At 64.8% G+C, this 25,659-nt stretch carries 26 protein-coding genes and 1 pseudogene; 14 read left to right on the top strand and 13 right to left on the bottom strand.

All coding sequences use genetic code 11. The features are described 5' to 3' along the window. Positions 1 to 6: 6 nt before the first annotated feature. From ACTHQX_RS20580 to ACTHQX_RS20570, 3 genes are all read right to left on the bottom strand, one after another. Positions 7 to 1,659 (bottom strand): serine hydrolase, encoded by a 1,653-nt coding sequence (locus ACTHQX_RS20580; protein ID WP_440159105.1) that lies wholly within the window; start codon positions 1,657 to 1,659, stop codon positions 7 to 9. Between the two features lie 181 nt (positions 1,660 to 1,840). Further along, positions 1,841 to 2,485 (bottom strand): SGNH/GDSL hydrolase family protein, encoded by a 645-nt coding sequence (locus ACTHQX_RS20575; protein ID WP_440159106.1) that lies wholly within the window; start codon positions 2,483 to 2,485, stop codon positions 1,841 to 1,843. A 50-nt stretch (positions 2,486 to 2,535) separates the two neighbouring features. Then, positions 2,536 to 2,688, bottom strand: coding sequence for a hypothetical protein (locus ACTHQX_RS20570; RefSeq protein WP_440159107.1), 153 nt, complete (start codon positions 2,686 to 2,688; stop codon positions 2,536 to 2,538). 391 nt (positions 2,689 to 3,079) lie between these two features. On the opposite strand from ACTHQX_RS20570, the gene ACTHQX_RS20565 reads away from it, so the two are divergent. From ACTHQX_RS20565 to ACTHQX_RS20555, 3 genes are all read left to right on the top strand, one after another. Further along, positions 3,080 to 3,610 (top strand): transposase, encoded by a 531-nt coding sequence (locus ACTHQX_RS20565; protein WP_440159108.1) that lies wholly within the window; start codon positions 3,080 to 3,082, stop codon positions 3,608 to 3,610. A 1,526-nt stretch (positions 3,611 to 5,136) separates the two neighbouring features. Next, entirely contained in the window at positions 5,137 to 5,358 is a 222-nt protein-coding gene (locus ACTHQX_RS20560; protein ID WP_236804910.1) for a hypothetical protein, read from the top strand. Between the two features lie 1,210 nt (positions 5,359 to 6,568). Then, positions 6,569 to 6,970 (top strand): hypothetical protein, encoded by a 402-nt coding sequence (locus tag ACTHQX_RS20555; protein ID WP_440159109.1) that lies wholly within the window; start codon positions 6,569 to 6,571, stop codon positions 6,968 to 6,970. Positions 6,971 to 7,072: 102 nt separating this feature from the next. Here ACTHQX_RS20555 and ACTHQX_RS20550 read toward each other — a convergent pair whose 3' ends face one another. The 4 genes from ACTHQX_RS20550 to ACTHQX_RS20535 form a co-directional block, all read right to left on the bottom strand. Beyond that, a complete protein-coding gene (locus ACTHQX_RS20550) occupies positions 7,073 to 7,477 on the bottom strand; it encodes a VOC family protein (protein ID WP_440159110.1) in 405 nt (134 codons plus the stop codon). Positions 7,478 to 8,093: 616 nt separating this feature from the next. Then, entirely contained in the window at positions 8,094 to 8,558 is a 465-nt protein-coding gene (locus tag ACTHQX_RS20545; protein WP_440159111.1) for a hypothetical protein, read from the bottom strand. A gap of 147 nt (positions 8,559 to 8,705) precedes the next feature. Further along, positions 8,706 to 8,903, bottom strand: coding sequence for a hypothetical protein (locus ACTHQX_RS20540; RefSeq protein WP_440159112.1), 198 nt, complete (start codon positions 8,901 to 8,903; stop codon positions 8,706 to 8,708). Positions 8,904 to 9,020: 117 nt separating this feature from the next. Next, entirely contained in the window at positions 9,021 to 9,308 is a 288-nt protein-coding gene (locus tag ACTHQX_RS20535; protein WP_440159113.1) for a tyrosine-type recombinase/integrase, read from the bottom strand. Between the two features lie 171 nt (positions 9,309 to 9,479). Here ACTHQX_RS20535 and ACTHQX_RS20530 point away from each other — a divergent pair, with 171 nt between their 5' ends. The 5 genes from ACTHQX_RS20530 to trxB all read left to right on the top strand — a co-directional run bounded on the left by ACTHQX_RS20530 (position 9,480) and on the right by trxB (position 13,712). Continuing rightward, positions 9,480 to 9,830: a metalloregulator ArsR/SmtB family transcription factor gene (locus tag ACTHQX_RS20530; protein ID WP_440159127.1), complete on the top strand. Its 351-nt coding sequence runs from the start codon at positions 9,480 to 9,482 to the stop codon at positions 9,828 to 9,830. Then, the gene (locus tag ACTHQX_RS20525) at positions 9,827 to 10,552 is read left to right on the top strand and encodes an aquaporin (RefSeq protein ID WP_440159114.1); all 726 of its coding nucleotides are present in this window, start codon (positions 9,827 to 9,829) and stop codon (positions 10,550 to 10,552) included. Before ACTHQX_RS20530 ends, ACTHQX_RS20525 begins: the two co-directional genes overlap by 4 nt. A 173-nt stretch (positions 10,553 to 10,725) precedes the next feature. Further along, positions 10,726 to 12,075 carry an FAD-dependent oxidoreductase gene (locus ACTHQX_RS20520; protein WP_440159115.1) on the top strand — a complete coding sequence of 450 codons (1,350 nt, stop codon included), beginning with the start codon at positions 10,726 to 10,728 and terminating at the stop codon, positions 12,073 to 12,075. 113 nt (positions 12,076 to 12,188) lie between these two features. Continuing rightward, positions 12,189 to 12,623: an arsenate reductase ArsC gene (locus ACTHQX_RS20515; protein WP_440159117.1), complete on the top strand. Its 435-nt coding sequence runs from the start codon at positions 12,189 to 12,191 to the stop codon at positions 12,621 to 12,623. Positions 12,624 to 12,752: 129 nt separating this feature from the next. Next, entirely contained in the window at positions 12,753 to 13,712 is a 960-nt protein-coding gene (gene trxB, locus ACTHQX_RS20510) for a thioredoxin-disulfide reductase (RefSeq protein ID WP_440159129.1), read from the top strand. A gap of 21 nt (positions 13,713 to 13,733) precedes the next feature. Here trxB and ACTHQX_RS20505 read toward each other — a convergent pair whose 3' ends face one another. From ACTHQX_RS20505 to ACTHQX_RS20485, 5 genes are all read right to left on the bottom strand, one after another. Next, the gene (locus ACTHQX_RS20505) at positions 13,734 to 14,153 is read right to left on the bottom strand and encodes a nuclear transport factor 2 family protein (protein ID WP_440159118.1); all 420 of its coding nucleotides are present in this window, start codon (positions 14,151 to 14,153) and stop codon (positions 13,734 to 13,736) included. After that, a complete protein-coding gene (locus ACTHQX_RS20500) occupies positions 14,153 to 14,323 on the bottom strand; it encodes a hypothetical protein (RefSeq protein WP_440159119.1) in 171 nt (56 codons plus the stop codon). Before ACTHQX_RS20500 ends, ACTHQX_RS20505 begins: the two co-directional genes overlap by 1 nt. Positions 14,324 to 14,740: 417 nt before the next feature. Continuing rightward, the gene (locus ACTHQX_RS20495) at positions 14,741 to 15,781 is read right to left on the bottom strand and encodes a hypothetical protein (RefSeq protein ID WP_440159120.1); all 1,041 of its coding nucleotides are present in this window, start codon (positions 15,779 to 15,781) and stop codon (positions 14,741 to 14,743) included. Positions 15,782 to 15,945: 164 nt separating this feature from the next. Continuing rightward, positions 15,946 to 17,229, bottom strand: coding sequence for an MFS transporter (locus ACTHQX_RS20490; protein WP_440159121.1), 1,284 nt, complete (start codon positions 17,227 to 17,229; stop codon positions 15,946 to 15,948). Positions 17,230 to 17,342: 113 nt separating this feature from the next. Further along, positions 17,343 to 18,383, bottom strand: coding sequence for an NAD(P)-dependent alcohol dehydrogenase (locus tag ACTHQX_RS20485; RefSeq protein ID WP_440159122.1), 1,041 nt, complete (start codon positions 18,381 to 18,383; stop codon positions 17,343 to 17,345). A gap of 258 nt (positions 18,384 to 18,641) precedes the next feature. Here ACTHQX_RS20485 and ACTHQX_RS20480 point away from each other — a divergent pair, with 258 nt between their 5' ends. Then, entirely contained in the window at positions 18,642 to 19,379 is a 738-nt protein-coding gene (locus ACTHQX_RS20480; RefSeq protein WP_440159123.1) for an SDR family NAD(P)-dependent oxidoreductase, read from the top strand. A gap of 57 nt (positions 19,380 to 19,436) precedes the next feature. On the opposite strand, the gene ACTHQX_RS20475 is transcribed toward ACTHQX_RS20480, so the two are convergent. Continuing rightward, positions 19,437 to 21,986, bottom strand: coding sequence for a bifunctional lysylphosphatidylglycerol flippase/synthetase MprF (locus ACTHQX_RS20475; protein ID WP_440159124.1), 2,550 nt, complete (start codon positions 21,984 to 21,986; stop codon positions 19,437 to 19,439). Positions 21,987 to 22,183: 197 nt separating this feature from the next. Between ACTHQX_RS20475 and ACTHQX_RS20470 the strand changes: the two are divergent. The 5 genes and pseudogenes from ACTHQX_RS20470 to ACTHQX_RS20450 all read left to right on the top strand — a co-directional run. Next, positions 22,184 to 22,324 (top strand): annotated as a pseudogene (locus tag ACTHQX_RS20470) (hypothetical protein); the annotation flags it as partial. A gap of 80 nt (positions 22,325 to 22,404) precedes the next feature. Continuing rightward, positions 22,405 to 23,448, top strand: a complete 1,044-nt coding sequence (locus tag ACTHQX_RS20465) for an FAD-dependent monooxygenase (protein ID WP_440159125.1) — start codon at positions 22,405 to 22,407, stop codon at positions 23,446 to 23,448. 199 nt (positions 23,449 to 23,647) lie between these two features. Further along, the gene (locus ACTHQX_RS20460; RefSeq protein WP_236804883.1) at positions 23,648 to 24,142 is read left to right on the top strand and encodes a hypothetical protein; all 495 of its coding nucleotides are present in this window, start codon (positions 23,648 to 23,650) and stop codon (positions 24,140 to 24,142) included. Between the two features lie 60 nt (positions 24,143 to 24,202). After that, positions 24,203 to 24,622: a four-helix bundle copper-binding protein gene (locus ACTHQX_RS20455; protein ID WP_236804882.1), complete on the top strand. Its 420-nt coding sequence runs from the start codon at positions 24,203 to 24,205 to the stop codon at positions 24,620 to 24,622. A 334-nt stretch (positions 24,623 to 24,956) separates the two neighbouring features. Further along, positions 24,957 to 25,259 (top strand): DUF4193 domain-containing protein, encoded by a 303-nt coding sequence (locus ACTHQX_RS20450; RefSeq protein WP_236804881.1) that lies wholly within the window; start codon positions 24,957 to 24,959, stop codon positions 25,257 to 25,259. Positions 25,260 to 25,659 lie beyond the last annotated feature (400 nt).

Genomic DNA, 25,659 nt, shown 5'->3' with positions numbered 1-25,659 from the left:
AAGCCCCTAGCCCTTCGCCGCCCTCGTGAACGTTCCGAGCCCGGTCCTGTCGTAGAAGTCCAGGACGACGCGTGGCGAGGTGCCGCGGACTGGCGCTGCAAACAGCGCACCGGCCAGGCCGTTGGCGTTCTCGCCGATGGATTCGAAGCTGAAGGTGTCGCCGTCAAAGTGGGTAAGCGGGAATGTCGTGGGACGGCCGGACGGTCCCATTCTCATGGCCAGTTTGCCGCCCTGCTCAAGCACCACAAGCGGGCCGAAGTAGGAGTTCCCGTAAGTGCCGGCGTAGGCATTGTTTGCCTTGGCAGGAGAAGCATCAGACGGAGCTGTGGTGTAATCCACCTTGGGTTTCTCGGACTCATCAATCTGTTTGAAGACACCCGCGGTGAATGCGAGCCAGTCAACCGTGGGGGATCCATGCTGCGCAGTATCCAGGAAGCCGGCTGTGATTGCTTCAGGTATTCCCTGCGGTCTTCCGTTGGTCAGGGCCACGATGGCCAGTTGCTCACCAGGCAGCATGGAGACGGCGGTGGCTGCGCCGAGGTTGAATGCCCCGGAGTGTCCGACCTGGACGCGTGCCTGATCATCGTAGGAGACGTTCCAGCCCAGCCCATAGAAACGCGAGCGGGCGGCCGGTGTCGACGCCGGTCCGGAAACCGCATGGGGAACGTGGGTTGTTTGGAGGGCGGCTGCATCAATGACGGGCTTGCCTTCGTAACTGCCGTTGCCGAGTTGCAGCCGGAGCCATTTGGCCAGGTCCTGCACCGATGAACTCGCGCCTCCCGCCGGGGCCTCGGAATCGGCATCGCGGCGGTGTTTCGCTGCCCACACCTTGTTCCCGAGCGGGACATGAATGGTTGCCCTGTTTGACGCTTCCTCATAGGCGGAGTGGCGGTAGCTGCTGGCGGACATGCCCAGCGGCCGGAACAGAATCTCGTCGGCCAGATCCTCCCACGACATTTTCATGGCATCGGCTGCTGCCTGGCCGCCTTCCGTGTAGCCGAAATTGCTGTAGTTGTAACTGGACCGGAACGTGTCGAGGGGCTCCTGGTTGAGGTGCCCGAGGATGTAGGCACGATCGAACCCGAGGTCTTCCAGCAGATCACCCGACCCTGTTTTCAGTCCGCTGCGGTGTGACAGCAGATCGGCAAAGGTCGCATTCCGCGTGACGTAGTCATTCTTGAGCGCGAAGTTCTTGTTGTGTTCAATGACGCGGTCGGTCCAGTCGATCACCCGCCGCCCCACCACCCCTGCCACCACAGTGGACGCCATGGGCTTGGACACGGATGCCAGCTGGAACACCGTGTCGGGGCTTATCTCCTCCGGTTGGCCGACCTCCCGCACCCCAAAGCCTTTGGAGTACACCACCTCGTCCTGATACACCACGGCCACCGCCATTCCCGGCAGCCCGGTCTGTTCCATGGCATTCCGAATCAATCCGTCCAGTTGGGCCAGGGCATTGGTGACTTTTGGCTTGTCCAGCAACGGTGCGATCTGTCCCGGCGGGGCCGGGAGCAGGGAGGCCGAACCCGATGGCGTAGCCACTGTGGGTACGCCGGTGCACGCGGCCAGAAGGGGTGCGGCGGCAACACCGGCCGCCCCGATCCCGGCTGCCTTCAGCACAGCACGGCGGTCTGGAAAAACAGAACCGATCTTGTCCATGGGTGCCCCCTAGATCCGCCAGGCCATGGGCGCTGCCGGCCGGTGTGAGCCTTGCCGCTCTTCTCTATAGTGGACCCCGCGCCCGGAGCCAGCAATGGATGCGAGACAGCCGGCAGTGCTTGTTTCCCAAGCTCGCGGAGCTGGGAGTTTTCGTCCAGCTGTCGCGAGTGGAGGCGCCAGCTCAGCTGCCGCCGACGACGGCTGACCGCGGCACCTGGCGGGTTGGATCTGTCAGGGCGGTGATGGCTTTTGCGATCTTGGAACCTCCTTGGGCGGAGGGCTCGATCGGGTTCGCGTAGTCGCCGTCGTCGTTGCAGACCAGCCGGAGGTCCAGGAGGCTGAGGCCCCGGGAGAACGCGGCCCTGGTGATGGAGTCGTTGAAGACCGTGAGGGCGGTCCTGATCAGCCGGTAGAAGGGCCCGGAGGAGGGCGTGTCGTAAATGGTGCACACCGCTGCAGGCAGCCCCGTCGCTGAGACCGCTTCGGCCATCAGCTCATAGTCCGCGGCGAAGCGCTCTTGGGCGTCGGCAAACATGTCCAGCGCCTCCGCCACGGAGCGGGCCGGTGCTTCAAGGAGGTGGGCGAAGCCGAGAGCATCGTTGCCGCCGGCGCTGACCACAAGATGGGTGGCATCGTCGGGAAGGGTAAGCAGCTGCCGGCGAACTCCGGCGATCACGTCGCCGTCCACTGCCAGCAGCGTTGCATGCCAGCCGGGCGCGAGCTCGCCGCACAGCTGCTCGACGACGTCGGGCCCGCCGTCGACATAGGCCTTGTTGTCGAAGATCGAGTCCCCGAGCAGGACGATGTGGCCGGTGCTGGTGGTCATGCCGCATCGTTGCACGAAACGCGGCCCGTGGCGAGGGCTGGGACCGGCCGCTACACCGGCAGGTGCGCGGGGAGCCCGACGGCGCCCGGGTCCAGTTCCGGACGAACCCTGCGGAAGCGCAGGGGGTGGCGGAAGGACTGCCCGGACCACGCGACGTCGGCCGAGACCTCGACGACGACCGGTTCGACGGGGGTGAGCCGCACGGCGCCTTGTCCTTGCTGAATCTGTTGAGGGCTGATTCGATGATTTCCTCATGCCAGGGCTGGTTGACGGGTCCGGTGACAGCGGCGCAGACTACGTCGAGGACGTCCCGGTGCTTCACCTTCAGCCTTATCTGCACCAAGCCCGGTGCGTTAGGGCGTCGTTACGACGAAAGTAGAAAGTGGCAATCAAAACGGGAGTCGTCCTTAAGCCATCGTCCTTCCAGAATGTCGCAAAACCCTAGGGTGGCGAGTTCAGGTGGTGAGTGCAACACCCTGAATGCTGTGGGGTGTCGTCGATGGGCAGACCGTGGTCGCCGTTGAGTGTTCGTTTAGCGTTCTGGGAAGGGCTGGATGCCGGGCTGTCGGTAGCCGTAGCGGCACAGGCGCCGGGGTGTCGCGTCCGACCGCGTACCGGTGGTTTAGCGACCATCAGAAGGTGTTGCCATCGCCGGTTCCGGATTTCAGTGTGCCCCGTGCAGGGCTTTTGTCGTTGCTTGAGCGGGAAGAGATCGGCTTCCAGCTCGCCCAGGGCCATGGAGTGCGTCGTATCACCGCCGTTCTGGGCCGGGCTCCGTCGACGATCAGCCGGGAGGTCGCAAGGAATCGGGTCGGCGACAGGTATTCGCCATCGCTCGCGCAGGAGCAGACGTGGGCTCGTGCCCGCAGGCCGAAGCCGCGGAAGTTGGACGGGTTAGCGTTACGGGAACAGGTCACCACGATGCTCACCGGCCGGTTCAGCCCGGAACAGGTCGCTGGCCGACTGAAGGTGGAGCATCCAGAGAATCCGGAGATGCAGGTGTCACACGAAACGATCTACCAGACCCTCTACGTCCAGGGCCGCGGATCCTTGCGCCTGGAAGTTGCGACGGCGCTGCGGTCCGGACGGGTGAGTCGGCGCCCGCAAAACAGCGCCGCTGGCTGAACACATCGCATCATCCATTGAAAGCTTTGTGGATCAGGTCGAGGCCACAGACGAAGAAATCCGGGAACTGATGAAGCGCTACTACAAGCTACAGCCGCCTGGCGGCCCGCTCCTCGGGGACGTCTGGGCTGACATCCGTCCGGAGTGAAGGTCGCCTCCTCCGCTTTTTGGGGAACCTTTCGCGGCACAGTCCGCTAGGTCTAGTCCACTGGAACCCTAGAAGGGACACTGCTGAAGCTCTCAGTTATTTGGCCCGCCAAGAGTTCCCGGGCCCTTGTCGCGGCATTCGAGGGGCTATTTGGGGGCGGGCGGACTGCTGGCAAACTGAATCCATGAATAAACGAGCCGAGTCTTAAGGATGAGCAGGCGTCCTAGGAAGAGCCGTGCGCTTGCCGAACCTGTCATGCCGGAATTTTTACTCGATCTCCGTGCGACTATTCATTCCGCCGCGGCCCGGAATGAGGGCAGCATCTTTGTGGCCCATTCCTATGAGGGATGGGAAGGCGGCCACGCAACCGTTAATGGATGGCGCACCGAGATTTCCCAAGCAGCGGATACCGGGAAGGTGATGGAGGTTTGGTACGACAACCTCGATCATGACGTATCCGTATCAGGCGACGTCGAGTACCAGGAATGGACCTGGGAGACAGGTGACGCGACCGCGCCACGCGAGTGCCTGCACGATGTGGATCAGCTTGTTGACGCCTTCGCCAGAGGCCGGCTTCCACAGGCCCGTCCCCACTCGAGCTAACGCCAACTATTGTCACAGCAGCAGGCACTGCGATGGTTGCTGATGCCGGCGCCGGGATCAGCAACTGCATGCAACAAAGCCGACCGCCCCGCCTCAGGAACCCACAACGACATCTAATCAGGTCGGCTAGGGTCCGCCCATTAGATCGCACCCGAAAGTGCCCTGATCCGTTCGCACAATGATAAAGACTCGGGCAGAAGAAGAAGGTGGCTGCGCAAAAATCTCAGCTCCTCCCGCTGTCGTACCTTGGGACTTCAGGCCGGACATATCGTGCTCGGCGGGCTTCGCATCTGGACCGCAGTTGTATTCGCGGTCGGCAAATTGCACTTTGGAAGGCACTTCCTTGGGTGAAAGGACCCAGTCCGACGTCTGCTGATGCACGTTCCATAACCTCATGGCGGCGACAACCCCAGCCAACACCAACGAGGCACATATCACTGACAGCGCGATTGGCTTCCCCCCGGCTCATGGAGCAAACGATCCACTAACGGAACGTGCAAATCAATGAAGGGATCGACCAGCGTTGATCCCTCCGCGACGGGAACCACGAACGAGCACCCGGAAGGCGGTATGCACTGACCCGTTAGCGCAAACTCCACGGTGTAGAACGAGTCCACGCCGTGGCTGTTGTGACTCCGCTGACCTAGTGCTTAGCTAAACCTACGTGCACTATCGAATGGCATATGGGGGATAAATGGAGCAGAGACGTAAACCATCGCTGTACGCCCGTACGCTCCGCGCTGGAATTGCCGTGGGGGTGATTGGCGCTCTTGTCATGATTTTCTCTAACCTCTTCCTGCAGAACTTTGGGGTGGTGTCATTCAACGGTGCCAACTTGTTCTTTGTGATCCTTACGCAGCTGTACTTGCTCGCCACCGTGGCGTGTATGCCGTTTTCTGCTGCCCTTATCGGCGCGGCACTGGTCATGCGCTATCTCGACACCAGGACCACTCAAGCAGCTGAGCCCGTGGAGAACCCCCCGGCCTCAATGCACTAGTCGTGTGCACGCTTCTGAAAATAAGCTCACCAGTCCTAGTCCTGATCCTGGCGGGATGTAGTGGAGCGCCGTCCGACTCGTTTCGTCGGACCTTCAGCAGCGACAGCTCCTGGAACGTCGGTGCAAGTCACCCCAGATATGACACGCTGAGCCCCTGCGACAAAGACCCCAGCGTCGAAAAAGCAGTCGTCTCCAACGACCTGCCGGCCTCACAACTTGGCATCAGACTCTTGCCGGGTTCGGGGGAAAAGGACGCGGTGCGCATCGCCGAATGCCTCACCCGGACTCTCACCAGTGGAGAGATATGGATTTCGTCGCCCAGCTGAGAGCAACAAGGCGTTTTCCTGTGGACGGGCGAAGTGGTACTCGGAATGCGCCCCGGGGAAGAGGAAGGGTGAACGGGGAAGTGGACGGGACGAGCTGACCGGGTGGGGGGGAATGCCCACAAACGTCTGTTCGACGGCTACGCTGGTGCCCACGAGAGCAGCCTGAAAAGTCAGGAGATGCAGGGTGGCACCAGCAACGTTGTTCGGCTTGATTCTCGTTGGCGCCGGTATGTTCGTCGTGGCAATATCGCGGCCTCTAGCAAGGAGGGCTGCGATCATACGGACATGGTTCTCCTCAAGCGCGGACATAGCTTGGTGGACGCAACGCGAGACCCCAAGAGTACGTTTGATCGCAGTTTCTTGGATTCTCATTGGAACCGGATTCGCTATTTACGGCCTCATTGCCGGGCGCTAAGGGCACATCCCGTTGAGGGCCCGGATCGCGCATTTCGGATCCCGTAGCCCACGGGGACGCACGGCAAAGGAACCCGTAGCGGGACCGTTGCTGCGTGGATGCCGAATGGAATCGTGAGCGAGTGCAGTTTCAACGCACTAATCAGTGTGCAACTCCAACTCCACCGACCATACTGATATTGAATTGCGCCAACAGGACATTCCTCAACTGAATCTATGTGGGGCGGTCATATGAAGAGCTACACAATGGAAGACAGCTTCACGGTCGCTGAAGACGCCACTCTTCTGTCTGGCCGCATAGTCGATCACTTGGGTTCCGTTGGACTGCGGCCTCATCGACTCAGACCGGCATTGAAGTCCGGGCGGGATCAGACACTCTATTCCGTCTGTTCGGAGCCTTTTTGAGTTTCAAACGTTTTCCTGTCGGGCTCGAAGTGATCGTCAGGTCGGACGCAGAAGGTGTCAGAGTCATGTCTTCCGCCTACGACCGCCTGGGGTGGTACTTGACCAAGAAGCTCTTCTGGGGAGAACGAGACCTCAATGCCAGGCTGACCGACCTGCTGAATGAAGTCCGAACCGGAGCGGGGCAGCCCCTGCTCTCACAACGAGCCGCTGCCTTCAGTCCGACCCGTGCTGACGATGTGGTCGGCACACTCATGAAGCGCATTGACTCAATTCGAAGCCTGATTTTGGTTTGCGTTCTCGTCTTTGCCGCAGCATTTGGATTGTCATTACTCGCGATTTGGCTACTGCCGGCCGGAGAAGTTATCGGAGACGTCTTGAGGGCCAGCGCGGCCGTCATTTCCGCGCTTTTAGTCCTGGCGTACGCCAACAGGCAAACTTCATCGAGTCCTCGGAGAACACAAAAGTAGCATCCAGCGGGTGCCGTGCTGTCGCCGTCAGGTTATCTTGCCCGGTTCGTGCAACGCTAAGGCCCCCGGCAAAGGGAACCCCGAGCGGAGCGTTCCTAAGCCCTATGCTGTGGCCACCAGTTCTAGTTCGAAGCCATCGGAGTTTACGAGATAAGCGGCGTAGTGATCGGGTCCGCCAGCATGCGGGTACTTGTCCATGAACAGAGGGCTCCAGCCGTGATGCGCGCTCTCTTCGGTCAGAGCGTCTAGACATTCTCTGCTCCCGGCCTTGAACGCCAAGTGATTCAGGCCAGGCGCGGTGCGCTGATGTTCTCGGCTGCTTAAGTCCGGTGACTCTTCGACAACTATGTAAGTTGGACCCAGCCGCCAGCTGATTCCGCTTCCCCAATTCTGATAAGTCTCGTATCCCAAGCGGGACAGGATCCATCCCCATTCATCTTTGGCTCGTGTCAGGTTCGGTACCCACAGTTCAATATGGTGCAGGGCGCCTTTGGAGTCATCGTTCACGTTGTGAGTCTTTCATGCATCCAGAGCCGGTAACCACGGCGCTTAGGGTCCAGGTCCATCGTTCCCGTGAATGATCCTTGAGCGGACACGCCGGAGGCTTCAGCCCTTTCCGCCGCCGCATGAGGCGCCCACGTCACCGCCTGCAACTAGAAGGCCTGCGGAGGGGCTCAAGCAACCTGTCGAGTCTTCATACGGTTTCCCCGCTATTTGCAGACCTGCAAATTTAGGATCGCTAAAAACGATAAAATATATTCATGGCTAGTTCACACAGATCTTCGATGACGAATTATGACCGCAGCAAGAAAGTACTTGGGCCGGCCTTCTACGTTTCCATGGTGGGTCTTTTGGCTTCGGTATCGTTTACAGGCCGGAGCCCGATTTTTAACGGGCTGTCAGGTCCGCTGCTTGTGTTGTTCTTCTTCCTGGCTGCGGCCGGAAGCGTCATTGGGCTAGCAGTTATCAGGTTGCGGCGAACCGCGAAGGAGCTCTCAGACGAGGGATAGAGGAAGTAGCCTTCACTCCTGCGAAAGCGACGTACGGCTTCAGAACGTCCCGTCCCGACGTCGCTTGGCGCCACCATAAAAGGATCCTTCATCCGACAGTTGGAGGGCCGGCGTCAGGAAAACACCAGGCTTATGGTGAGCAACAAGATTCCGGTGGAGAAGAGCAAAATACTGAATCCAGTGCCAAGGGATTCCATAGCTTTGATCTGCCGTTGCGCTTCATCCTGCTCGGGTCGGTGGCGGTTGAGCATCGTCATGACGGTCTGGTATTGATATCGCGCTATGTCCCTGCGGAACATAAGCCAAATCGCAGAGACGAGAAGAAGTACCAGCCCGAATCCGTTGATTTCTGCGGTACCAGGAGACAACCCGGACACATACATCGCAAGCAAGTAGATGCCCGTGGCTGCCGCCACGCACAAGGCAAACTGCAGCAGGCGACGTTTATCAAACGCCTGACGTTGTTCCGTCCAACCGAGCCGGCTTGTCCTGCGCTCAAGCGTGCGCATCCATAGGAAAGTTCCTATGCCTCCGACAACGAAGAACAAGCCGAGGGTCACTATCAAGAGTTCACGCATAGTCCTGACATTATCCTGACCGCTGAAGCGGCCGAGGAGTCGTAAGAGGTGCCCCGGATAGAGCGTCCGTAACGTCCCGCAAGCCGGTCCACAGACGAGCCCCACGTGCTCATCGTTAGTTATGGACAGGTGCTTGACCTGAACTTGTCAGTGGTCGCCGTGCATTTCAACCCTTCTTTGTAGCCGCAATGCCCGGCCGCGTTTGTCCCGAAGATACCCCAGAGTGAGTTCCAGTCCTTCCATTTCGCCCTTCCAACCTTCGTTCTCCGCCTCGTCCCGCCTGGCAATCAGGTCGGCTTCGAGTTCGTCCAGCCGGAGGATCATGCGGGGTTCAACGTGCAGCATTGGGCAGCGGACGCAGGCGTGCTCGTGGGCGCAGGGTGTGCCATAGGGCCGGCCACAGGCACCGAGCTCAACTTTGGGTATACCGAAGTGTTCCTCAAATTCTTCCCACAGCGTTAGTCACCTGCGCAAAGGCCGCAGGGTCCTCCGGCCGGCAATGTGCATCTGGTAGTGACGGACAAGGTCCTCATCGAACACGGCGACATAGCCCCTGGTGGTCTGCAGTTTGGCGTGCCCCAGCAGTGCCGCCTCGACATGGAGAGGCAGACCGTTGTTGGCCAGATCAGTCGCGAAGATCGTTCGGAAGTCGTGCGGCGCGAAGCTGAGCCCTTCAAATTCCGGACGGTCTTTCGCCGCGGCCGCACAGGTCAAATGAAGGAGCTTGGCGATCCGCGACTTGCTGAACACCCCGCGTAGGGATCCGGCCGTGTACTGGAAGAGGTGGGGAAGCGGATCGCAGTCTGTTCAACCGTTGGCCGAAGCGCCCGTCCTGCGTGCCATCCAGCACGCGGGCCTGGATAGGCCCGGAAAGGCACTGTTGCTTAAGACATAGATGAGTGTAAATATTTACGTGTGTCTATGAATTTGGAACTCACCCCGGTGCAGACGGTCGCCTGCTGCTCTCCGCTGTCCAGGGAACCCCTGTCTGCATCCGAGGCGGACGGCATCGCGCCGCTGCTCAAGGCTTTGGCGGACCCGGTGCGGCTGCGGCTGATGTCGCTTGTGGCCTCGCATGAGGGCGGCGAGGCCTGCGTGTGCGACCTGAACGGCGCCTTCGATCTCTCGCAGCCCACCATCAGCCACCACCTGAAGGTCCTCCACGCCGCCGGGCTCCTCGAGCGCGAAAAGCGCGGGGTGTGGGTGTACTACCGGGCGCGGACCGACGCCCTGGCTAACCTGGCTGCCCTGATTGGAGGCCACAGCAAATGAGCACGCTGGCGCGGCGCGCGGCTGCCGAGTTTACGGGGACAGCGTTTCTGGTCATGGCCGTCGTCGGCTCCGGCGTGATGGCGTCACGGCTGTCACCGGACGACGTCGGGCTGCAGCTTTTGCAGAACAGCCTCGCCACGGGCGCGGCACTGGTCGCGCTGATCGTGGCGCTCCAGCCGGTTTCAGCGTCGTTCAATCCGGTGGTGACCCTTGCCGAACGGGTGCTGGGTGTGCTGGACACCCGGACCGCGGCAGCACTGATCGCCACCCAGTTCGCGGGCGGCGTGGCCGGCTCCGTCCTGGCCAACCTGATGTTCGGCCTGGACGCAGTCTCCTTCTCGACGCATGAACGGACCGGCGCCGGGCTCTGGCTGGGCGAAGTCATCGCCACGGCGGGGCTGCTGGTCATCGTGTTCGGTACTCTCCGCTCGGGCCGGACGGACCGGGTGGCCTTCGCCGTCGGCGGCTACATCACCGCCGCCTACTGGTTCACCAGTTCCACCAGCTTCGCCAACCCGGCCGTAACGGTTGCCCGGACCATCACGGACACCTTCGCGGGCATCGCCCCGGCGTCGGCGCCCGCCTTCATCCTGGCCCAGTTGCTCGGCGGCGCAATGGGATTCGTTCTGGTGCGTGCCCTGTACCCGGCCCCGGCGGCGCTTGAGGCGGGCAACCTTGAGGCGGGCAACGAGTACCCGCTGGCCAAGGACCAATCCCGCTAGCAAAAGGGAGGGGGTGAAGTGATGAGCACCGGCTGCTGCGACGACGAGTGCTGCGAGGACGGCCAGGACTGCTGCTGACCGCTCCCGCAGACCAGAACATCCGCGCGCCTGCCCGCCAACACGACGGGCAGGCGCCGCGCAACCGCCCCACGAAAACACGAAACGAGGACAGCATGACAGCACTGGATTCCCTCCCGGTCGCCGTGGTCGGAGGCGGGCCTGTGGGCCTGGCCGCCGCCGTGCACCTGCTCGAGCGCGGCTTGGAACCGGTCGTGCTTGAGGCCGGCCAAGCGGTGGGTGCTGCCATCAGGGACTGGGGCCACGTCCGTGTCTTCTCTACGTGGCGATACAACCTCGACGCCGCCGCCGTGCGGTTGCTCGAGCGCCACGGCTGGGAAGCGCCCCGCCCCACCGCCCTTCCGTACGGTGCGCAGATCGTCTCCGACTATCTCGAACCCCTGGCTGCAACTCCGGAACTCTCCGGACGCATCCGCACCGGAACGAGAGTCCTCGCCATCACCAGACGACACCTGGACAAGGGCCGCAGCGTCGGCCGCGAACAAACGCCCTTCCTGCTCCGCGTCACCACCGCAGACGGCGGCATCGAGCAACTCCTGGCACGGGCCGTTGTCGACACCTCCGGAACCTGGACCACCCCGGCGCCGCTGGGCACCTCCGGCCTGCCGGCCACGGGCGAACCGGAGGCCCGCGCCGCGGGCCTGATCACGGGGCCCTTGCCCGACGTCGAACGTGACGGATTCGCGGGCCGGCGGACGCTCGTCGTCGGATCCGGCCACTCGGCGGCGAACCTGGTCCTGGACCTTGCCCGCCTAGCCCGGACCAACCCCGGAACCGAGGTGCTGTGGGCCATCCGCGCGGCCAGTCCTTCCCGCGCCTACGGCGGCGGCGACGCCGACCAGCTACCCGCCAGGGGACAGCTCGGCGCCCGGCTCCGCACCGCCGTCGACGCCGGGTCCGTCCAGCTCCTCACCGGTTTCCTCACGGACCGCGTCGACATCATTAGTGGGACCTCGCTGCGGGTGCATGCCGCGGACGGCCGCGCCGTGGAGACCGACAGGGTCATTCCGGCCACCGGCTTCCGCCCGGACCTGTCCATGCTTTCCGAACTGAGGCTGGACCTCGATCCGGCGGTTGAGGCGCCCCGCGCGCTGGGCCCGCTCATCGACCCGGACTTCCACAGCTGCGGCACGGTCCCGCCGCACGGAGCCAGTCTTCTGGCCCAGCCGGAGAAGGATTTCTATCTTGCCGGCATGAAGTCCTACGGCCGGGCCCCCACCTTCCTGATGGCTACGGGTTATGAACAGGTCCGCTCCATCGCCGCTGCCCTCGCCGGGGACAGCGAGGCCGCGGACACCGTCGAACTTGAACTGCCCGAAACAGGCGTCTGCTCCACCAGCATCCCGGCCACCGCCGCTGCCCCCGGGGACTCCTGCGGCGTGCCCGAACCGGAACCCGTCGGTTTCGGCACCGGACTCCGCCACGGCCGCACCGGCCTTCACTGAACTGCCCTTGCTTGAATTGCCTGCTCTTGTTGCACTTGTGTAAGCGGTGCTGTGGGCAGGCAGGCGCTTCTTCCGCAATCCCGCCCTACAGACCACCAACCTAGGAGAACACCATGACCGCTGACCCCGCCAAGAAGCCCTCCGTCCTGTTCGTCTGCGTGCACAACGCCGGCCGGTCCCAGATGGCTGCGGCGTTCCTCACCAGCCTGTCCAAGGGCGCGATCGAGGTGCGTTCCGCCGGGTCGCAGCCCGCGGAGGCAGTGAACCCGGCCGCCGTGAAGGCCATGGCAGAGCTCGGGATCGACATGTCCGCCGAGATCCCCAAGATGCTCACCACCGAGGCGGTCAAGGAGTCCGACGTCGTGATCACCATGGGCTGCGGCGACGAGTGCCCGTACTTCCCGGGCAAGCGCTACGAGGACTGGGTGCTGGAGGACCCCGCCGGCAAGGGTGTTGACTCCGTGCGCCCCATCCGCGACGAGATCCACACCCGCATCGAAGCCCTGGTCACCGAGCTGCTGCCCGCCCGCCACGTCGACGCCCAGTAACAGCTTCCCGTGAATGAGCCCGAAGAGAAGGAGCCAGCAGTGAGCAAGAACGCCAAGCCCGAGGACGCCAGCACCGAGGACCCCAGCACCGAGAAGGTCAACGCTGACAAGGTCACCACCGAACAGCTCATCATCATCGGGTCCGGCCCGGCCGGCTACACCGCGGCCATCTACGCGGCACGGGCTGGACTGAAACCGCTGGTTCTGGCGGGCTCGGTCACGGCCGGCGGCGCGCTGATGAACACCACCGAGGTGGAGAACTTCCCCGGTTTCCCCGGCGGAGTCCAGGGCCCGGAGCTGATGGACGGCCTGCAGCAGCAGGCCGAAAAGTTCGGCGCGCAGGTGGTGTTCGACGACGCCACGCAGGTTCAGCTTAAAGGCCACCTTAAGCGCGTGGTCACCGGGGGCGGTGAGACGTACCAGGCCCCTGCAGTCATCCTGGCCACCGGCTCCGCGTACAAGGAACTCGGACTGGCCGAGGAGAAGAAATTCAGCGGCCACGGCGTCTCCTGGTGCGCCACCTGCGACGGGTTCTTCTTCCGCGACCAGGACATCATGGTGGTGGGCGGCGGCGATTCCGCGATGGAGGAGGCCACCTTCCTGACCCGCTTCGGAAAGTCCGTGACCGTCGTCGTCCGCAAGGGCGAGCTGCGCGCCTCCCGGATCATGGCGCAGCGCGCCAAGGACAACCCCAAGATCACGTTTGCCTGGAACTCGGCCGTCACGGCAATCCACGGGGACGGCAAGGTCAGCGGCGTCACGCTGACGGACACCCGCAGCGGCGAAACCCGGCAGCAGCCCGCCACCGGGCTCTTCGTGGCGATCGGGCACGTGCCCCGCACCGAGCTGGTGGCCGGGCAGGTGGAGCTCGACGGCGAGGGGTACATCAAGGTGGATTCGCCCACCACGTGCACCAACCTGAGCGGCGTGTTCGCCTGCGGGGACGCCGTGGACCACCGCTACCGCCAGGCCATCACCGCCGCCGGAACCGGATGCGCGGCGGCCCTCGACGCCGAGCGCTACCTGGCCGCGCTGGAGGATGCGGACAGCATCGCCACGGCGCTGGTGGAGGAGCCCACCCACGCCTGAGCCTGTCGAAACCCTGCCGGGTCAGTCCTGTGGTTTGTCCGGCGTCCGCCCGGACATGGAGTGCACGGCTTCCTCGATGCCTTCCTCGTCGTTTTCGAGCTCTTCCATGTAGAGCCGGCCCGCCGTTATCAGGCCACCCGTGATCTCAAAGAGGATGACTCCCCGGGCCCGGAACCGCTGCCCGTCCGCGCGGTTTCCGGTCCAGTCCCATTCGCTCCACGTGGTGTTCCCGTCATCCACTGAACCAACCAGCTCCGTGTGGATGTCGGGAATCCCGGCGAATATCGCCTGCCAGTTCGCATGCATCTGCGCCCGGCCAATGAAGGCCCTGCCTGGGTGGGCAGGTTGACTGCTGCGGTAGTCGTGATGGAACAGTGCGGCGGCCGCCTCGAGGTCGTGGGCATCCAGCGCCGCCGCAAGGCGGTCTACAACCCCGCTCATCAGTCCGTTGCTTCGCCCTCGTCTGCGGAGCGGGTTTCCCCGGGCTCCTTGAGGCGTTCCTCGTCCGTATTCTCGGGCGCTACCACGGGGGAAAGTGCGTCGGCGAGGCCGTCCCTGGTGCTTTTGTCCTTGTCTGGCGCCGGAGCATCGTCGGCTGGAACATCGCTCATTTCCTCACCATAGGACGCGGCATCGCGCCTGTCGAGGATCGCACCTGTCGAGGACGGGGGATACTAAAGGACGGCGGACTGTGAAGGGCGGCGGCTGAAATTAAGGGACGGCGGCGGCTGGGGGGGTCGCCTCGGTCTCAGACAGGCGACACCGCCGCCGGCCCAGCTCCGGTGATCGACTTAATTATCGTCCTGCCCCGGCCAAAAGAGAAGTGGGAGTTGGCGCTTGAATGCTACCCCTAGATCTGGTGGCCCGACGCGTGACGACCGGTGCATCGTCCATGCTTTTTCCAAGTCCCCGCGCTCAAAATCAACGTGTCCCCAAGGCAAAGCGCGCCAGGTTGAAGGCCTCGGGGCAGGGCAGCCGGACCGCGAGCATTCCCCCCAGAACCCGGATCCGGCTGCCGCTCAAATGCCCTAGATAAATTTCCGTACCCTGGCCCACCCCGGATCGGCCGTGTGGGCCACTTGGACTTCTTTTCGGTCGCGCGCGAAGCGGTCGAAGCTGTCACGTCCGTTCTGGTCCTCGGAGTCGCTGTAGTAGTGCAGGATCCGAAGGCCGCTGCCCGTCTCTGAGGCCACCAGCTCGCCACGCGAGCCCAGCATCGCGTCCAGGTCCTTCTCGAGATGGAGCAGTCCGAGCAGTGCCTTTCCGTCCGGCAGGCCATCGTCCGGCAGTCCGTCATTCCCGGTCCGCCGGAAGCTGATCCGGACAGCCGTGTGCAGGTCCAGCAGCGGGTGATCGATCCATCTCAAGGGCCTCTGAGCGCAGACAACCACACGATGCCCCGAGGACGTTTTGGCCTCCCGCATCGTCCAGCGGGGATCCGAGTTCCGGGAGGCCACCACCTGAAAAAATTCAGGCACGACGGCGGCTGGCTGGCTGTCGCGGGGATCGGTCCGGGCCACGTTGATGGCGCGGACCCAGCGCTGGACCTCGTCCTCGCCGATCAGCCAGTCCACCAGCATGCGGCCCGCCTGGCGGCAGTCGTTGGTGCTCATACTCGTGAAAGCCGGGTGGTAAACCGTCAGTTCGGCCAGTGCGCTCCGCTCGTCCCAGTCCAACGCAATGCGGGCCAGCGCCAGATCCACCGGTTGCGCCAGGCCTTCGAGGGTGCCGGTGGCCATGCCGGGTTGAGGCTCCCTGGCTGCGGCGAATTCCCAGGTCCCAGTGGGCGCAGGAGCCGCCCGGCGCCACCGCTCGGCCAGGACGCGCAGCCGCGGATCCCCGCCGCCGGAGACACAAAGCCGGTGCCGCGAACGGGCGCCCGGGCCGGTTTCCCAGTTGAGCCCGGGGTGGATCGCCGTCACCATGGCGCCGATGATTTCCGGGAGGTCGCCGTAAGCGCCGCTCATGACGGCTGCCGTAATCAGGCCGGCTCCCGCTACGGACCACCACCGCCAGAACGCGCTAACGGCCAACGTCTCAGCCCGGCTGCTCCGCTGCATCGAATCCATGGGACCTCCTCGTTGACGCCACACGATGCTGTTAACGGATCGTGTAGCACCAGACTCAAGAAGCGGGCACTGTAGCCACAAGATCTGCGCAAGAGTTTGACGCAAGCCCCAACTGGCTGGCAGTTGTTGTCGTTTTCAGCCCTCAAAACGACAACAACTGCGAGTTACTTGGGTGAACGGGTCAGACGCACCTCGCGGGGACCGGCCGGGTACCCATGGTGGCGGCTGGCGAAGATGATCACCAGGGCCACCGCCACCGGAACGGCCGCCGCGAGCGGCACCAGCAGCGCGCCGACGGTGTTCAGGGCCAGCGCTCCGTACGCCGCGCCGACGGCGATGCCCAGCTGGATGGTCACCACGGCAAGTCCGTTGGCCGCATCCTTGTGCTCCCCGCCCGCACGGAGGATCGCCGCCTGGTTGTAGATACCGGCGGCTCCGAAGGCGATGCCCCACAGGGTCAGAAGCGCGAGTGCGCCGGTCCACGTGCCGCCGAGCGCGGGCAGGAGGGCGAAGCTGGCCAGGAGCAACGCCACCGCGGCCAGGACGGAGCCCCGGGGACGGGCATCCGCCGTGAGGCCGGCAATCCAGATCCCCACCAGGCTGGCGACGCCGATGACGGACAACGAGATGCCGGTGGCACTGCTGGGCAGGCCCGCGGCCACCAGGAACGGGGCGATGTACGTGAACAGGGCGAAGTGGCCCAGGAGCAGCAGCGGCCATGCGGTCGCGACAGCGATGACCCCGGGCAGCGCCATGGCTGCGCGCATTGACGGGGCCGAGTCCCGGTCGGCGTCGGATGCCGGGGGCAGCAGCTTAATGGCCAGCAAGGCGAGAAGCGCTGCCACGCCGGCCAGCACAAGGAAAGAGGCACGCCACGAGAGCACTGACCCCATCATGGTCCCGAGCGGAGCGCCGACGGCGAGGGCGAAGCTGTTGCCGCTGAACACGATCGCCATGGCCTTGCCAACAGAATGCGCCGGCACGATCCGCGCAACATAAGGGGCCATGCTGGACCAGAGCAGGCCGTGGGCCACGCCGCCGAGGAGCCTGGCGGCAATGGCCAGGCCCAGGTTGGGGCTGGCGGCCAGCAGCACGTTGCTCAGAGCGAAGGCCAGCACGGTCACGATCAGCAGCGTTTTACGTGGCATCCGTGCACCGAGGAAGCGCGACAGGGGCAGTGCCGTGATGACGATGACGGCGGCGTAGGCGGCTGTCAGTGAACCGACGGCAGATTCCTCCACGCCCAGGTCGCGGCTGATCTGGGGGAGCAGCCCGGACGGCAGGAGTTCGGTGGTGACGGCGGTGAACCCGGCCATGGCCAGGATGAGCAGGCCTGCCCGCGGGATCCTTGCGGTGGGGACCGGCGCAGTGGATGCGCCGGAGCGGGCGGCTGAGCTACCGCGCGGGGTCTGAGTGGGTGTTTCGGAGCCGGAGAGTTCTTGGGTCACGTATGTTCCTGAAAGTTTCGTAATTGGTGTCATCTGTCCGCTGCCCCGGGTGGAACGGACGACGGCGGGCCGGCCCCCTTGAGGGACCGGCCCGCCGTCGGGCGTTTACCGCCTTAGAAGGTGGCGGTGTCGATCACAAAGCGGTAGCGCACGTCCGAGGCGAGGACGCGCTCGTAGGCTTCGTTGATCTTGCTGGCCGGGATGACCTCGATCTCGGCGCCGATGCCGTGTTCGGCGCAGAAGTCGAGCATCTCCTGGGTTTCGCGGATTCCGCCGATCATGGAACCGGCGAAGGCGCGGCGTCCGCCGATCAGCGCAAACGCGTTGACCGGGAGCGGCTCGGCCGGGGCGCCGACGTTGACCAGCGTGCCGTCGAGGGACAGCAGCTGCAGGTAGGAGCTGATGTCAATCGAGGCGCTGACCGTGTTGATGATCAGGTCGAAGCTGCCGGCGAGGGTCTCGAAGGTGCCGGCGTCGCTCGTGGCGAAGTAGTGGTCCGCGCCCAGGCGCAGTCCGTCTTCCTGCTTCTTGAGCGACTGGGACAGCACGGTGACCTCGGCGCCCATGGCGTGCGCCAGCTTGACGGCCATGTGGCCAAGTCCGCCGAGGCCGACGACGGCGACCTTCTTGCCGGGGCCTGCGCCCCAGTGGCGCAAGGGGGAGAAGGTGGTGATGCCGGCGCACAAAAGGGGAGCGGCGACGTCGAGCTCGATGCCCTCGGGGATGGTGACAACGAAGTCCTCGGTGACCACAACGTGGGTGGAGTAGCCGCCCTGGGTGATGGTGCCGTCGCGGTCAACGGCGCCGTACGTGCCGACATTTCCCTTGAGGCAGTACTGTTCCTCGCCCGCCTGGCAGTTGGCGCACTCCCTGCAGGAGTTGACCATGCAGCCGACGCCCACGCGGTCGCCAACCTTGTGGCGGGTCACCTCGGAGCCCACCTCGGTGACGATGCCGGCAATTTCGTGGCCGGGTGCCAGCGGGTACTGCTGCGGGCCCCAGTCGCCGCGGACGGTGTGGATGTCCGAATGGCAGATGCCGGCGTACTTGATTTCGATGAGGACGTCATGGGTTCCGACGTTCCGGCGCTCGATGGTGGTGGCCACAAGGTCCTCGGTGGCGGACGGAGCGGCGTAGGCGTTGACGGTAGGCATGGTTCTCCTAGTTGTCGGTGTTGGTGGAACGGGCCGCAGATGGAAGGGATCGGCCGTTTCTTCCATCTACTAAACCCCATCGCCGTGGCGTGAGGCAGGCCCTGCTGTAAGGGGTAACCACAGGGACCCCCAAGTCTCTTCCCGACTGTGGCGGACAGCACGGGATTGGTTCATGTCCACCCTACTGAGACTGTGGCTGCCGAGGGAGGCCCTGTCAGTGCCTGCCAGACGCCGGCGTGTCTCCTTTACTGTGAAACAGTGGCGAGAATATTCATCACCGGCTCAGCCGGCGGACTCGGCCTGAATGCTGCCCGGGCGCTGCTCCAGCAGGGCCGTGAAGTGGTGCTGCACGCCAGGGACGAGTCGCGCCTCGCAAACGCCGGCGCCGTCAGGGACCAGGCTGTGGGGACCGTCGTCGGAGATCTGGCCGACCTAACCGACACGGCACGTGTCGCGGAACAGGCCGACGAGTTTGGCCCGTTCGACGCCGTCATCCACAACGCCGGCGTGTACAGCGGCAACCAGATCTTTGCCGTGAACACCGTTGCGCCGTACATCCTGACCGCGCTCATGGCCCGGCCGCGGCGCATTGTGTACATCAGCAGCGGCATGCACCGGTCCGGCACTCCTGACCTCGGGGGCATCGACTGGGTGGACGCGGACACGCGGCCGGCAGCCTACTCGGACAGCAAGCTGTACGTCACCGCGCTCGCGGCCGCGGTGGCCGAGCGGTGGCCGGACGTGGAAAGCAACGCCGTGGATCCGGGCTGGGTACCCACCCGGATGGGTGGACGCAGCGCGCCCGATGACCTGGAGCTGGGGCATGTCACGCAGGTGTGGCTGGCCAGCCGGGAATCTTCTGAAGACCACGTGTCCGGGTGCTATTGGTTCCACGAGCAGCGCCGGGAACCCCATCCGGCCGTGCACGACGAGGCGTTCCAGGCTGAGCTGCTCGACGCGCTGGAGAAGCACACGGGCTTCGCGCAGCCCAACTAGGTAGCAGCTGAGGGCGTTCCCAGCGCTGGGAACGCCCTCAGCTGCCACCCAGTTGGGTCAGCGGCGGGTGAGGAGGCCGCGCACCAGGGTGAGGCCCTGGCCCAGGTTGATCGACGGCAGGTACGCCCGGGTGATGGCGTTGGCGATCGAGGGCAGGGCAGCCGCGTCCGGATACAGCAGGTACATGGGCTCGTAGTCCGGCTTGAACTTTGCCTTGAACGCCAGCAGGGACCTGAACCCGTACACCGGTTCCAGGGCTGCGCCGAGCCGGTCGAGCATCCGGTCCAGGGCGCCGTTTGCGCCGGCGGAGGCAGCAACGGACGAAGCAGGCACCCGCGCCAGCGGCGCACCGGACAGGCTCATGAATTCGCAGCCCTCGTCCTGCAGGCTCAGCGCGGCGGAGGCGATGAGGAAGTCTATGCTGGCGCGGAAGCCGTCGCCGCGCCTCCGCATGAAGTCCAGCGTCCAGCCCACCACGTATCCGTTGCGGTACACCGGCAGCCACGACGCCACGGCATGAACCGTGTGGTCGGCATCGATCGCGAGCAGGCAGCGGACTTCGGGGTCGTCCAGCTCGTCCAGGCTGCCCAGCGTGAAACCCATCTCCGGGACCTTCTTGTCCGCCACCCATTCCTCGGAGATGGCCTCGATCTGCGCCTGGACAGCAAGGGGTGCCTGGGCAAACGTGGTCCACTCGGCGCGGACGCCTGCCTTCGCCGCCCGGTTCAGCGCGGTGCGGATGTCCTGGAACTTCTTGCCGCGGAAGGACACCTCGTCAAGCCGCAGGACGGTCTCCTGCGCCACCTGCACCGAGCCCCAGCCCAGCGATCCGGCCACGCCGCGGAGCTCGCCGGGCACGAAGTAGAAGCACGGCGTCCACCCGTTGAATTGGCAGTGACGGGCGAACTCCGTGAACGCGGCTTCCCTGCCGGCGGGCGGACCAACGGGCGGCCCGAGCGCCACGGCCACCCCGCTGAGCACGCGGTATGCGATGAAGCTCTGCCCCGTGAACCAGTAGCTGTTCCCGCTCCACGTGGTCATCCAGGAGAGCGAGCCGCCGCCGTGCTGCTTGAGGATGCGCCGCGCCCGTTCCTCGTTCGCGCTGTGCCGGCCGTGGGCCGGCCGCAGGAACGTCCGGAGCAGCAGTGCTCCGGTCCACGCCCAGAATACGACGCCGGTACTTTCGTAAAGCACGACGGCGGCGGTGCTTTCGGGGAAGAAAGCCGGTGAGCGGTCCACCAGGAAGCCCAGGGGCAGGAACCTGTCCGGGACGTCGGCCAGAAGCTGGGGTAGTCCGGGCACGGGCGTGAAACCGTCCGCCAAAGCCAGGCCCAGGCCTACGTACGCGAGGCTCAGCAGAACCAGGGCAGCCAGCACGCGGCGCGCCAGCCGGAGGTATGTTCCGCGCGGGGCCTGCACCGGGAACAGTTTCCGGCCAGCCAGCAGGAGAGCCGCCAGCAAGACGGGCAGGAGCATCGGCAGTACCAGGCTGAGCGGGTGCGAGTAGCCGGCCAGCTCGATCCCGCCCACACCCTCGCGGGCGGCTGAACCAGGAGGCGGCGGCAGCAGCACGCCGGCGATGGTGACGGCTGCCAGCAGGGACAGCGCGGCTTGGATGGAGAGCGCACCAACCCAGGCGAACCGCCGCCCCCGCCGCAGGCCGTCAGCGAACAGGAGCAGCAGGAACGACGGCAGGATGGCCATGAAAATTCCGCCCGCCCCGGCCCGCAGCTGCAGCTGGGCAGCGGCACAGTCCCTGAGGCCCGCCGGGCGGGAGCAGGACGCCTGCAGCGCTGCGGGGTCCACCGGCTGGATGTTCGTGAACAGATACTTGAGCACGGAGAGAGGTCCGACGGCGTGCGGAGCCAGCCCCGCCACCACCGGTCCGACTGCCGCTACCGTCAGGAGCAGCGCCACCAGAATCCGGGCCTCGTGCCGGGAAACCGCTGGCCTGCCGAAGCGAGGCCGGCGGCCCAGCAGCAGCGGGCCGAGCATCCCTCCCGCTGCGGCCGCCCCGAGCCGGACCAGGTCCTCGAAGCCGCCGGCGTACATCGCAAACAGCAGCAGCACCGCGAGGAGAACAACGCGGATCCGGCGCCGCCACAGGGTGGAGAGAGGAGCCGTGGCAGCCATCGCGGCCGCGCAGGCCAGGGCGCTTGGCCCCAGAAAGAAGTGCCCGCTCAGATCGCGGATCCAGCTCCCCATCAGGCCGCGGGCGGCCGCGAGGAACCCGAGCGTCGCCACGATCCCCAGCACGTGCCCGCCGATTGCCGCCAACGTAAACCTCAGGGACCCCAGACGCCGCTCCAGCAGCAGCCCGGCTAGAAGCACAACGAGTGTGCCCACGACGTATCCGGCCAGGTCCCGCTCCCAGAAGGCGGAGAGCAGCAGGGCAGACCAATGGTCCGGCACAGAGCGCGAAGTGACAGCAACGTGCGGCAGAAGGAACGACGGCGGGCCGGAACGAATGCTGGCAGACAACGCACCCGCGGCCCAGAAGAGGACAACGAAGGTGAGGGAGGCGGGGGAGTTGCGCAGCGCCCGGGCCCACCCCGCTGGCGTCCGGTTGCCGGAGGGTACACGTCGTCCCTGGTCCGGCTGCCGCATGGGTGGAGGGCTCCTTTCAAAGGGCTACTCGATTCTTCCACACACCGCTGCCCCACTGACCAGCAGTTAGGGCCGCTGACGGGGTCGTCAGTGCCGTACCTTTACCGAAAAGGGCCGCTTCGAAGCCTCCTTAGCGGCCCTTTGTGGCAAATCGACGAGCTGCAAAACCCGGACAGTGCGCGGGAAGAGCGTAAAGAATGAGCCAGCGGATGCCGACCCCTGCGCTCCCGGTCGGGTCTGTCCCGCCGGCTGATCCGGTTCGTTGGAGGCAGGACATGAAGGCTGTGGTTGTCGGGGCTGGCATTGCGGGTCTCGTTGCGGCCCGCCAGCTCGGTTTGGCCGGCTGGGACGTCGAGCTTCTCGAGAAATCGTCCGGTCCGCGCCCCGATGGCTACATGATGACTTCTTTGGTCCGGGAGTGGAGGCGTCGGAAAGGATCGGGCTCTACCCGCGGCTCGCAGCGGTGGCATACCACGTCGAGGCAGTCGAGTATGTCGATGCAACGGGACGGCCCACGTTCAGCCTCGACTACGACCGGTTCGCCCGGCTTGCCGGCGGGAAGGTCCTGAGCCTGCTGCGCCCTGATATGGAGCGAGCAGCCCTCTCCGCCCTCGACGACGTGGCTCCGGGCCGGGTGCTGGTCCGCTACGGGGCGCAGGTTTCCCGGGCATGGACGGATGACGACGGCGTGAGGGTCGCCGTCGGAGATCCGCCGGGCGGCACGCTCGACGCGGACGTGCTCGTCGGCGCCGACGGCATCCATTCCGCGGTGCGTGCCCGGGTGTTCGGTCCCGAGGAGGAGTTCCTTCGCCGTCTGGGCATGCGTGCTGCGGCCTTTATCGTGACCGAACCGCTCCTGAATGCCCGCTTCCGGAACCGGTTCGTTCTTACCGACAGCATCGACCGGGCAGCCGGGCTCTACAGTCTCCGCTCGGACAAGGTAGCGGCCTTCATGGTCTACCGGGATGCCGCAGGCGCGACAGGGTATTTTCCGTCCGGGAGTCCGCGGGAGCGGCTGCGCGGCGAGTTCGCCGGACTTGGTGAGGGGATCGACCGTGTCCTGGAACTGTGCCCCGAGCACCCGTACGACGATGTCGTCGCGCAGATTGTCATGCCAGGCTGGCAGAAGGGGCGGACGGTTCTTGTGGGGGACGCCTGCGGGGCCGTGTCCCTCCTCGCGGGCCAGGGCGGCTCACTCGCCATCGCAGGTGCTGCGCTGCTGGGGGACGTCTTGGCACCCGTGGCCTCACCTGAAGGGATCAGCTCAGCCCTCGCTGAATTCGAACGGCGCTGGAGACCCGTGGTGGAGGAAGCGCAGGCCGCCGGGAGGCGCACCGCATCATCGTTCCTCCCCGGAAACCGGTCACAGCGGCTCCTGCGCCGGTGGATCATTCGGGCCACCCATCTGCCTGGAATCGACCGGCTGGTGGCCCGCCAGATCGTGGGCAGGATCGCAAAGTAAGCCCCGACCGACATCCGCACGAGTGCCCGTTCCGTTTCCCTCGTGCCGTTGCCTTTACCGCCGCCACGTGCGCTTTGGCGGCTGGAAGCGAACTGACTCTGTACGAAGGCAAGCCGATGCCTAAAAGTGATACATGTGTGATCGCCTGGTGGGAAAGCCGAAGCTAGGCTGATAAGAAGCTGTCTAGCAGAAAGTGGTGATGGCCGCGCTGGGTTGGTCTGTGATTGGGCTGCTTCGCTGCCTCGTTGCGCTGCGAAGCGCTTTCGTGTGGGTACTCTTGGTGCTTCTCCTCGCCGGGGCCGCCTCTTACACCCACGGCAGCCGCTACGCCATCGTTGGACAAAGCCCCTTTCAAACCGTGGCCGCCCAGTCAGCCGGCACGGGATGGGTTGAGACTGTGGCGCGCCCGGCGGCTGACTTGCCCCTCCCGGGTGGCGCGCCGGCGTCGGCTTCCCAGGCTGTCCGCGCTGTCCAGCAGGCGGGCCAGGTCGTTGACCCCGAGTCGGTGGAGCGGGACTGCTGCGGACGCCGGCACGCTCCTCGCGGCGAACCGGCCCCGCTCAGGACACGGGCGGTGGACCCGCCCTCCCTGCTCCAGTGGCTGCCCGGCGACGCGGGTCTTTCCCGCGGTGTACCTCAGGGGCCGGATCTTCCCGCCCTCACCGTGCTTCAGCTTTCCATCAGCAGGACATAAAAACGGCTCGGCGTTCTTAGACACCTCCGCCTGCTGTTTTGACCTGGAAAAGAGAATCCAATGACACACGCACAATCCATGCTGGATACCTACCCTCAGGACCTTGGAAGTATCGATAAGGCCAAACTCGCGGAATGCATCGAGGCGTGCTTTGACTGCGCGCAGACCTGCACCGCTTGCGCCGACGCCTGCCTCAGTGAGGACATGGTTGCAGAGCTCACTAAGTGCATTCGCACCAACCTTGACTGCGTCGACATTTGCGCGGCCACCGGAAAGATTCTGTCCCGCCGCACCGGTTACGACGCGAACGTCACCCGTGCAGTGCTGGAGGCCTGCCGCACCGCATGCAAGGCCTGCGCTGATGAATGCGGACAGCACGCCTCGATGCACCGCCACTGCGAGGTGTGCGCTGACGTCTGCCGGCGCTGTGAGCAGGCCTGCGCCGACCTCCTTGCCTCACTGGCTGAAGTGAGCCGGTAATGGCACAACAGCTAGGGGGAGCAGCACGTCAGAGGCTTTTAGTCGATCCGCAGCTGCGGCGGATGCTGGCCACACACGTTCACTGCGGAGAGGCGATGCAGTTGGTCATCGCAGACCAGGCGCTACCTGGTGGATCGCAGGACCGGAAGAACGACGGCGCCCTGCTCACCTACCGGTGCGCCTGCGGATTCAGTTTCGATCAGAGGCAGGACTGACACTGCCGTCTACCAAAGCAGAAGGCCGGGGGTGCCTGCCGGATTCGGAAGCACATCGGGAACAAGCGCCACCGCGGATTCGTTGAATACGGGACAACCTGGGAAACGAGGAATGGATCATGACCGCTGATTACGATGAACTGCGCACCGACGTCAAGGAAACGCAGGATAAGTCCCTTGAAGCACTAAAGTCCGCCAACGCCCCTGATGCACTCAGTGTGGTTCGGGAACTCGACGCACCCGACGATGCTGACGCTCTCGGCGTTCCCGGCGGCGAAATAGTCGCTGAGGAACTCAGCGTTCAGATCGTCCCCCAGGCCGCGGACGAGTTTACCTGCCACTCCTGCTTCCTGGTCCGTCACCGCTCCCAATTGGCGCGGGAACACGACGGGCACCAATACTGTCAGGAATGCGAAGGCTAGACGACGATTTGAGGTAAAAAGCGCGCGTAGCCGTTCGCCGTTCCAGGACCAAACCAGGAGACCGCACCGGCAAAACGCACCTGCCCTCTGAGTCGCCAGAGCCGTGGGTATTGCGGCTCTTCCCTGGGGGGTTGCCCCGGACGTAGGCTGTGGATTGGAGAGCCGGGAAGCCTGATCGGCCCGCGGGGCGTCGTGCCCGCGGAACGCCGTGGCAGCCGCCTCGGTCGTTGTTGCTGGACCGAGGGAACGGGCTCCGCCATGACTTCAGCAGCAGATCCGGTCATTGACGCCACACGGCTCGTGAAGAGTTTCGGCACGCCGATCGCCGATCTGACCAGGGTCACCAGCGGATGGGTTTCGCTGTTCTCGCCCATCGGGTGGGGCCAACGCTCCAGGCCCT

This window comes from Arthrobacter sp. SAFR-023, from assembly GCF_051965295.1.
Classification (GTDB): Bacteria; Actinomycetota; Actinomycetes; order Actinomycetales; family Micrococcaceae; genus Arthrobacter.
The sequence above is the reverse complement of the archived record's forward strand: the minus strand, read 5'-3'. Positions and strand labels throughout refer to the sequence as shown.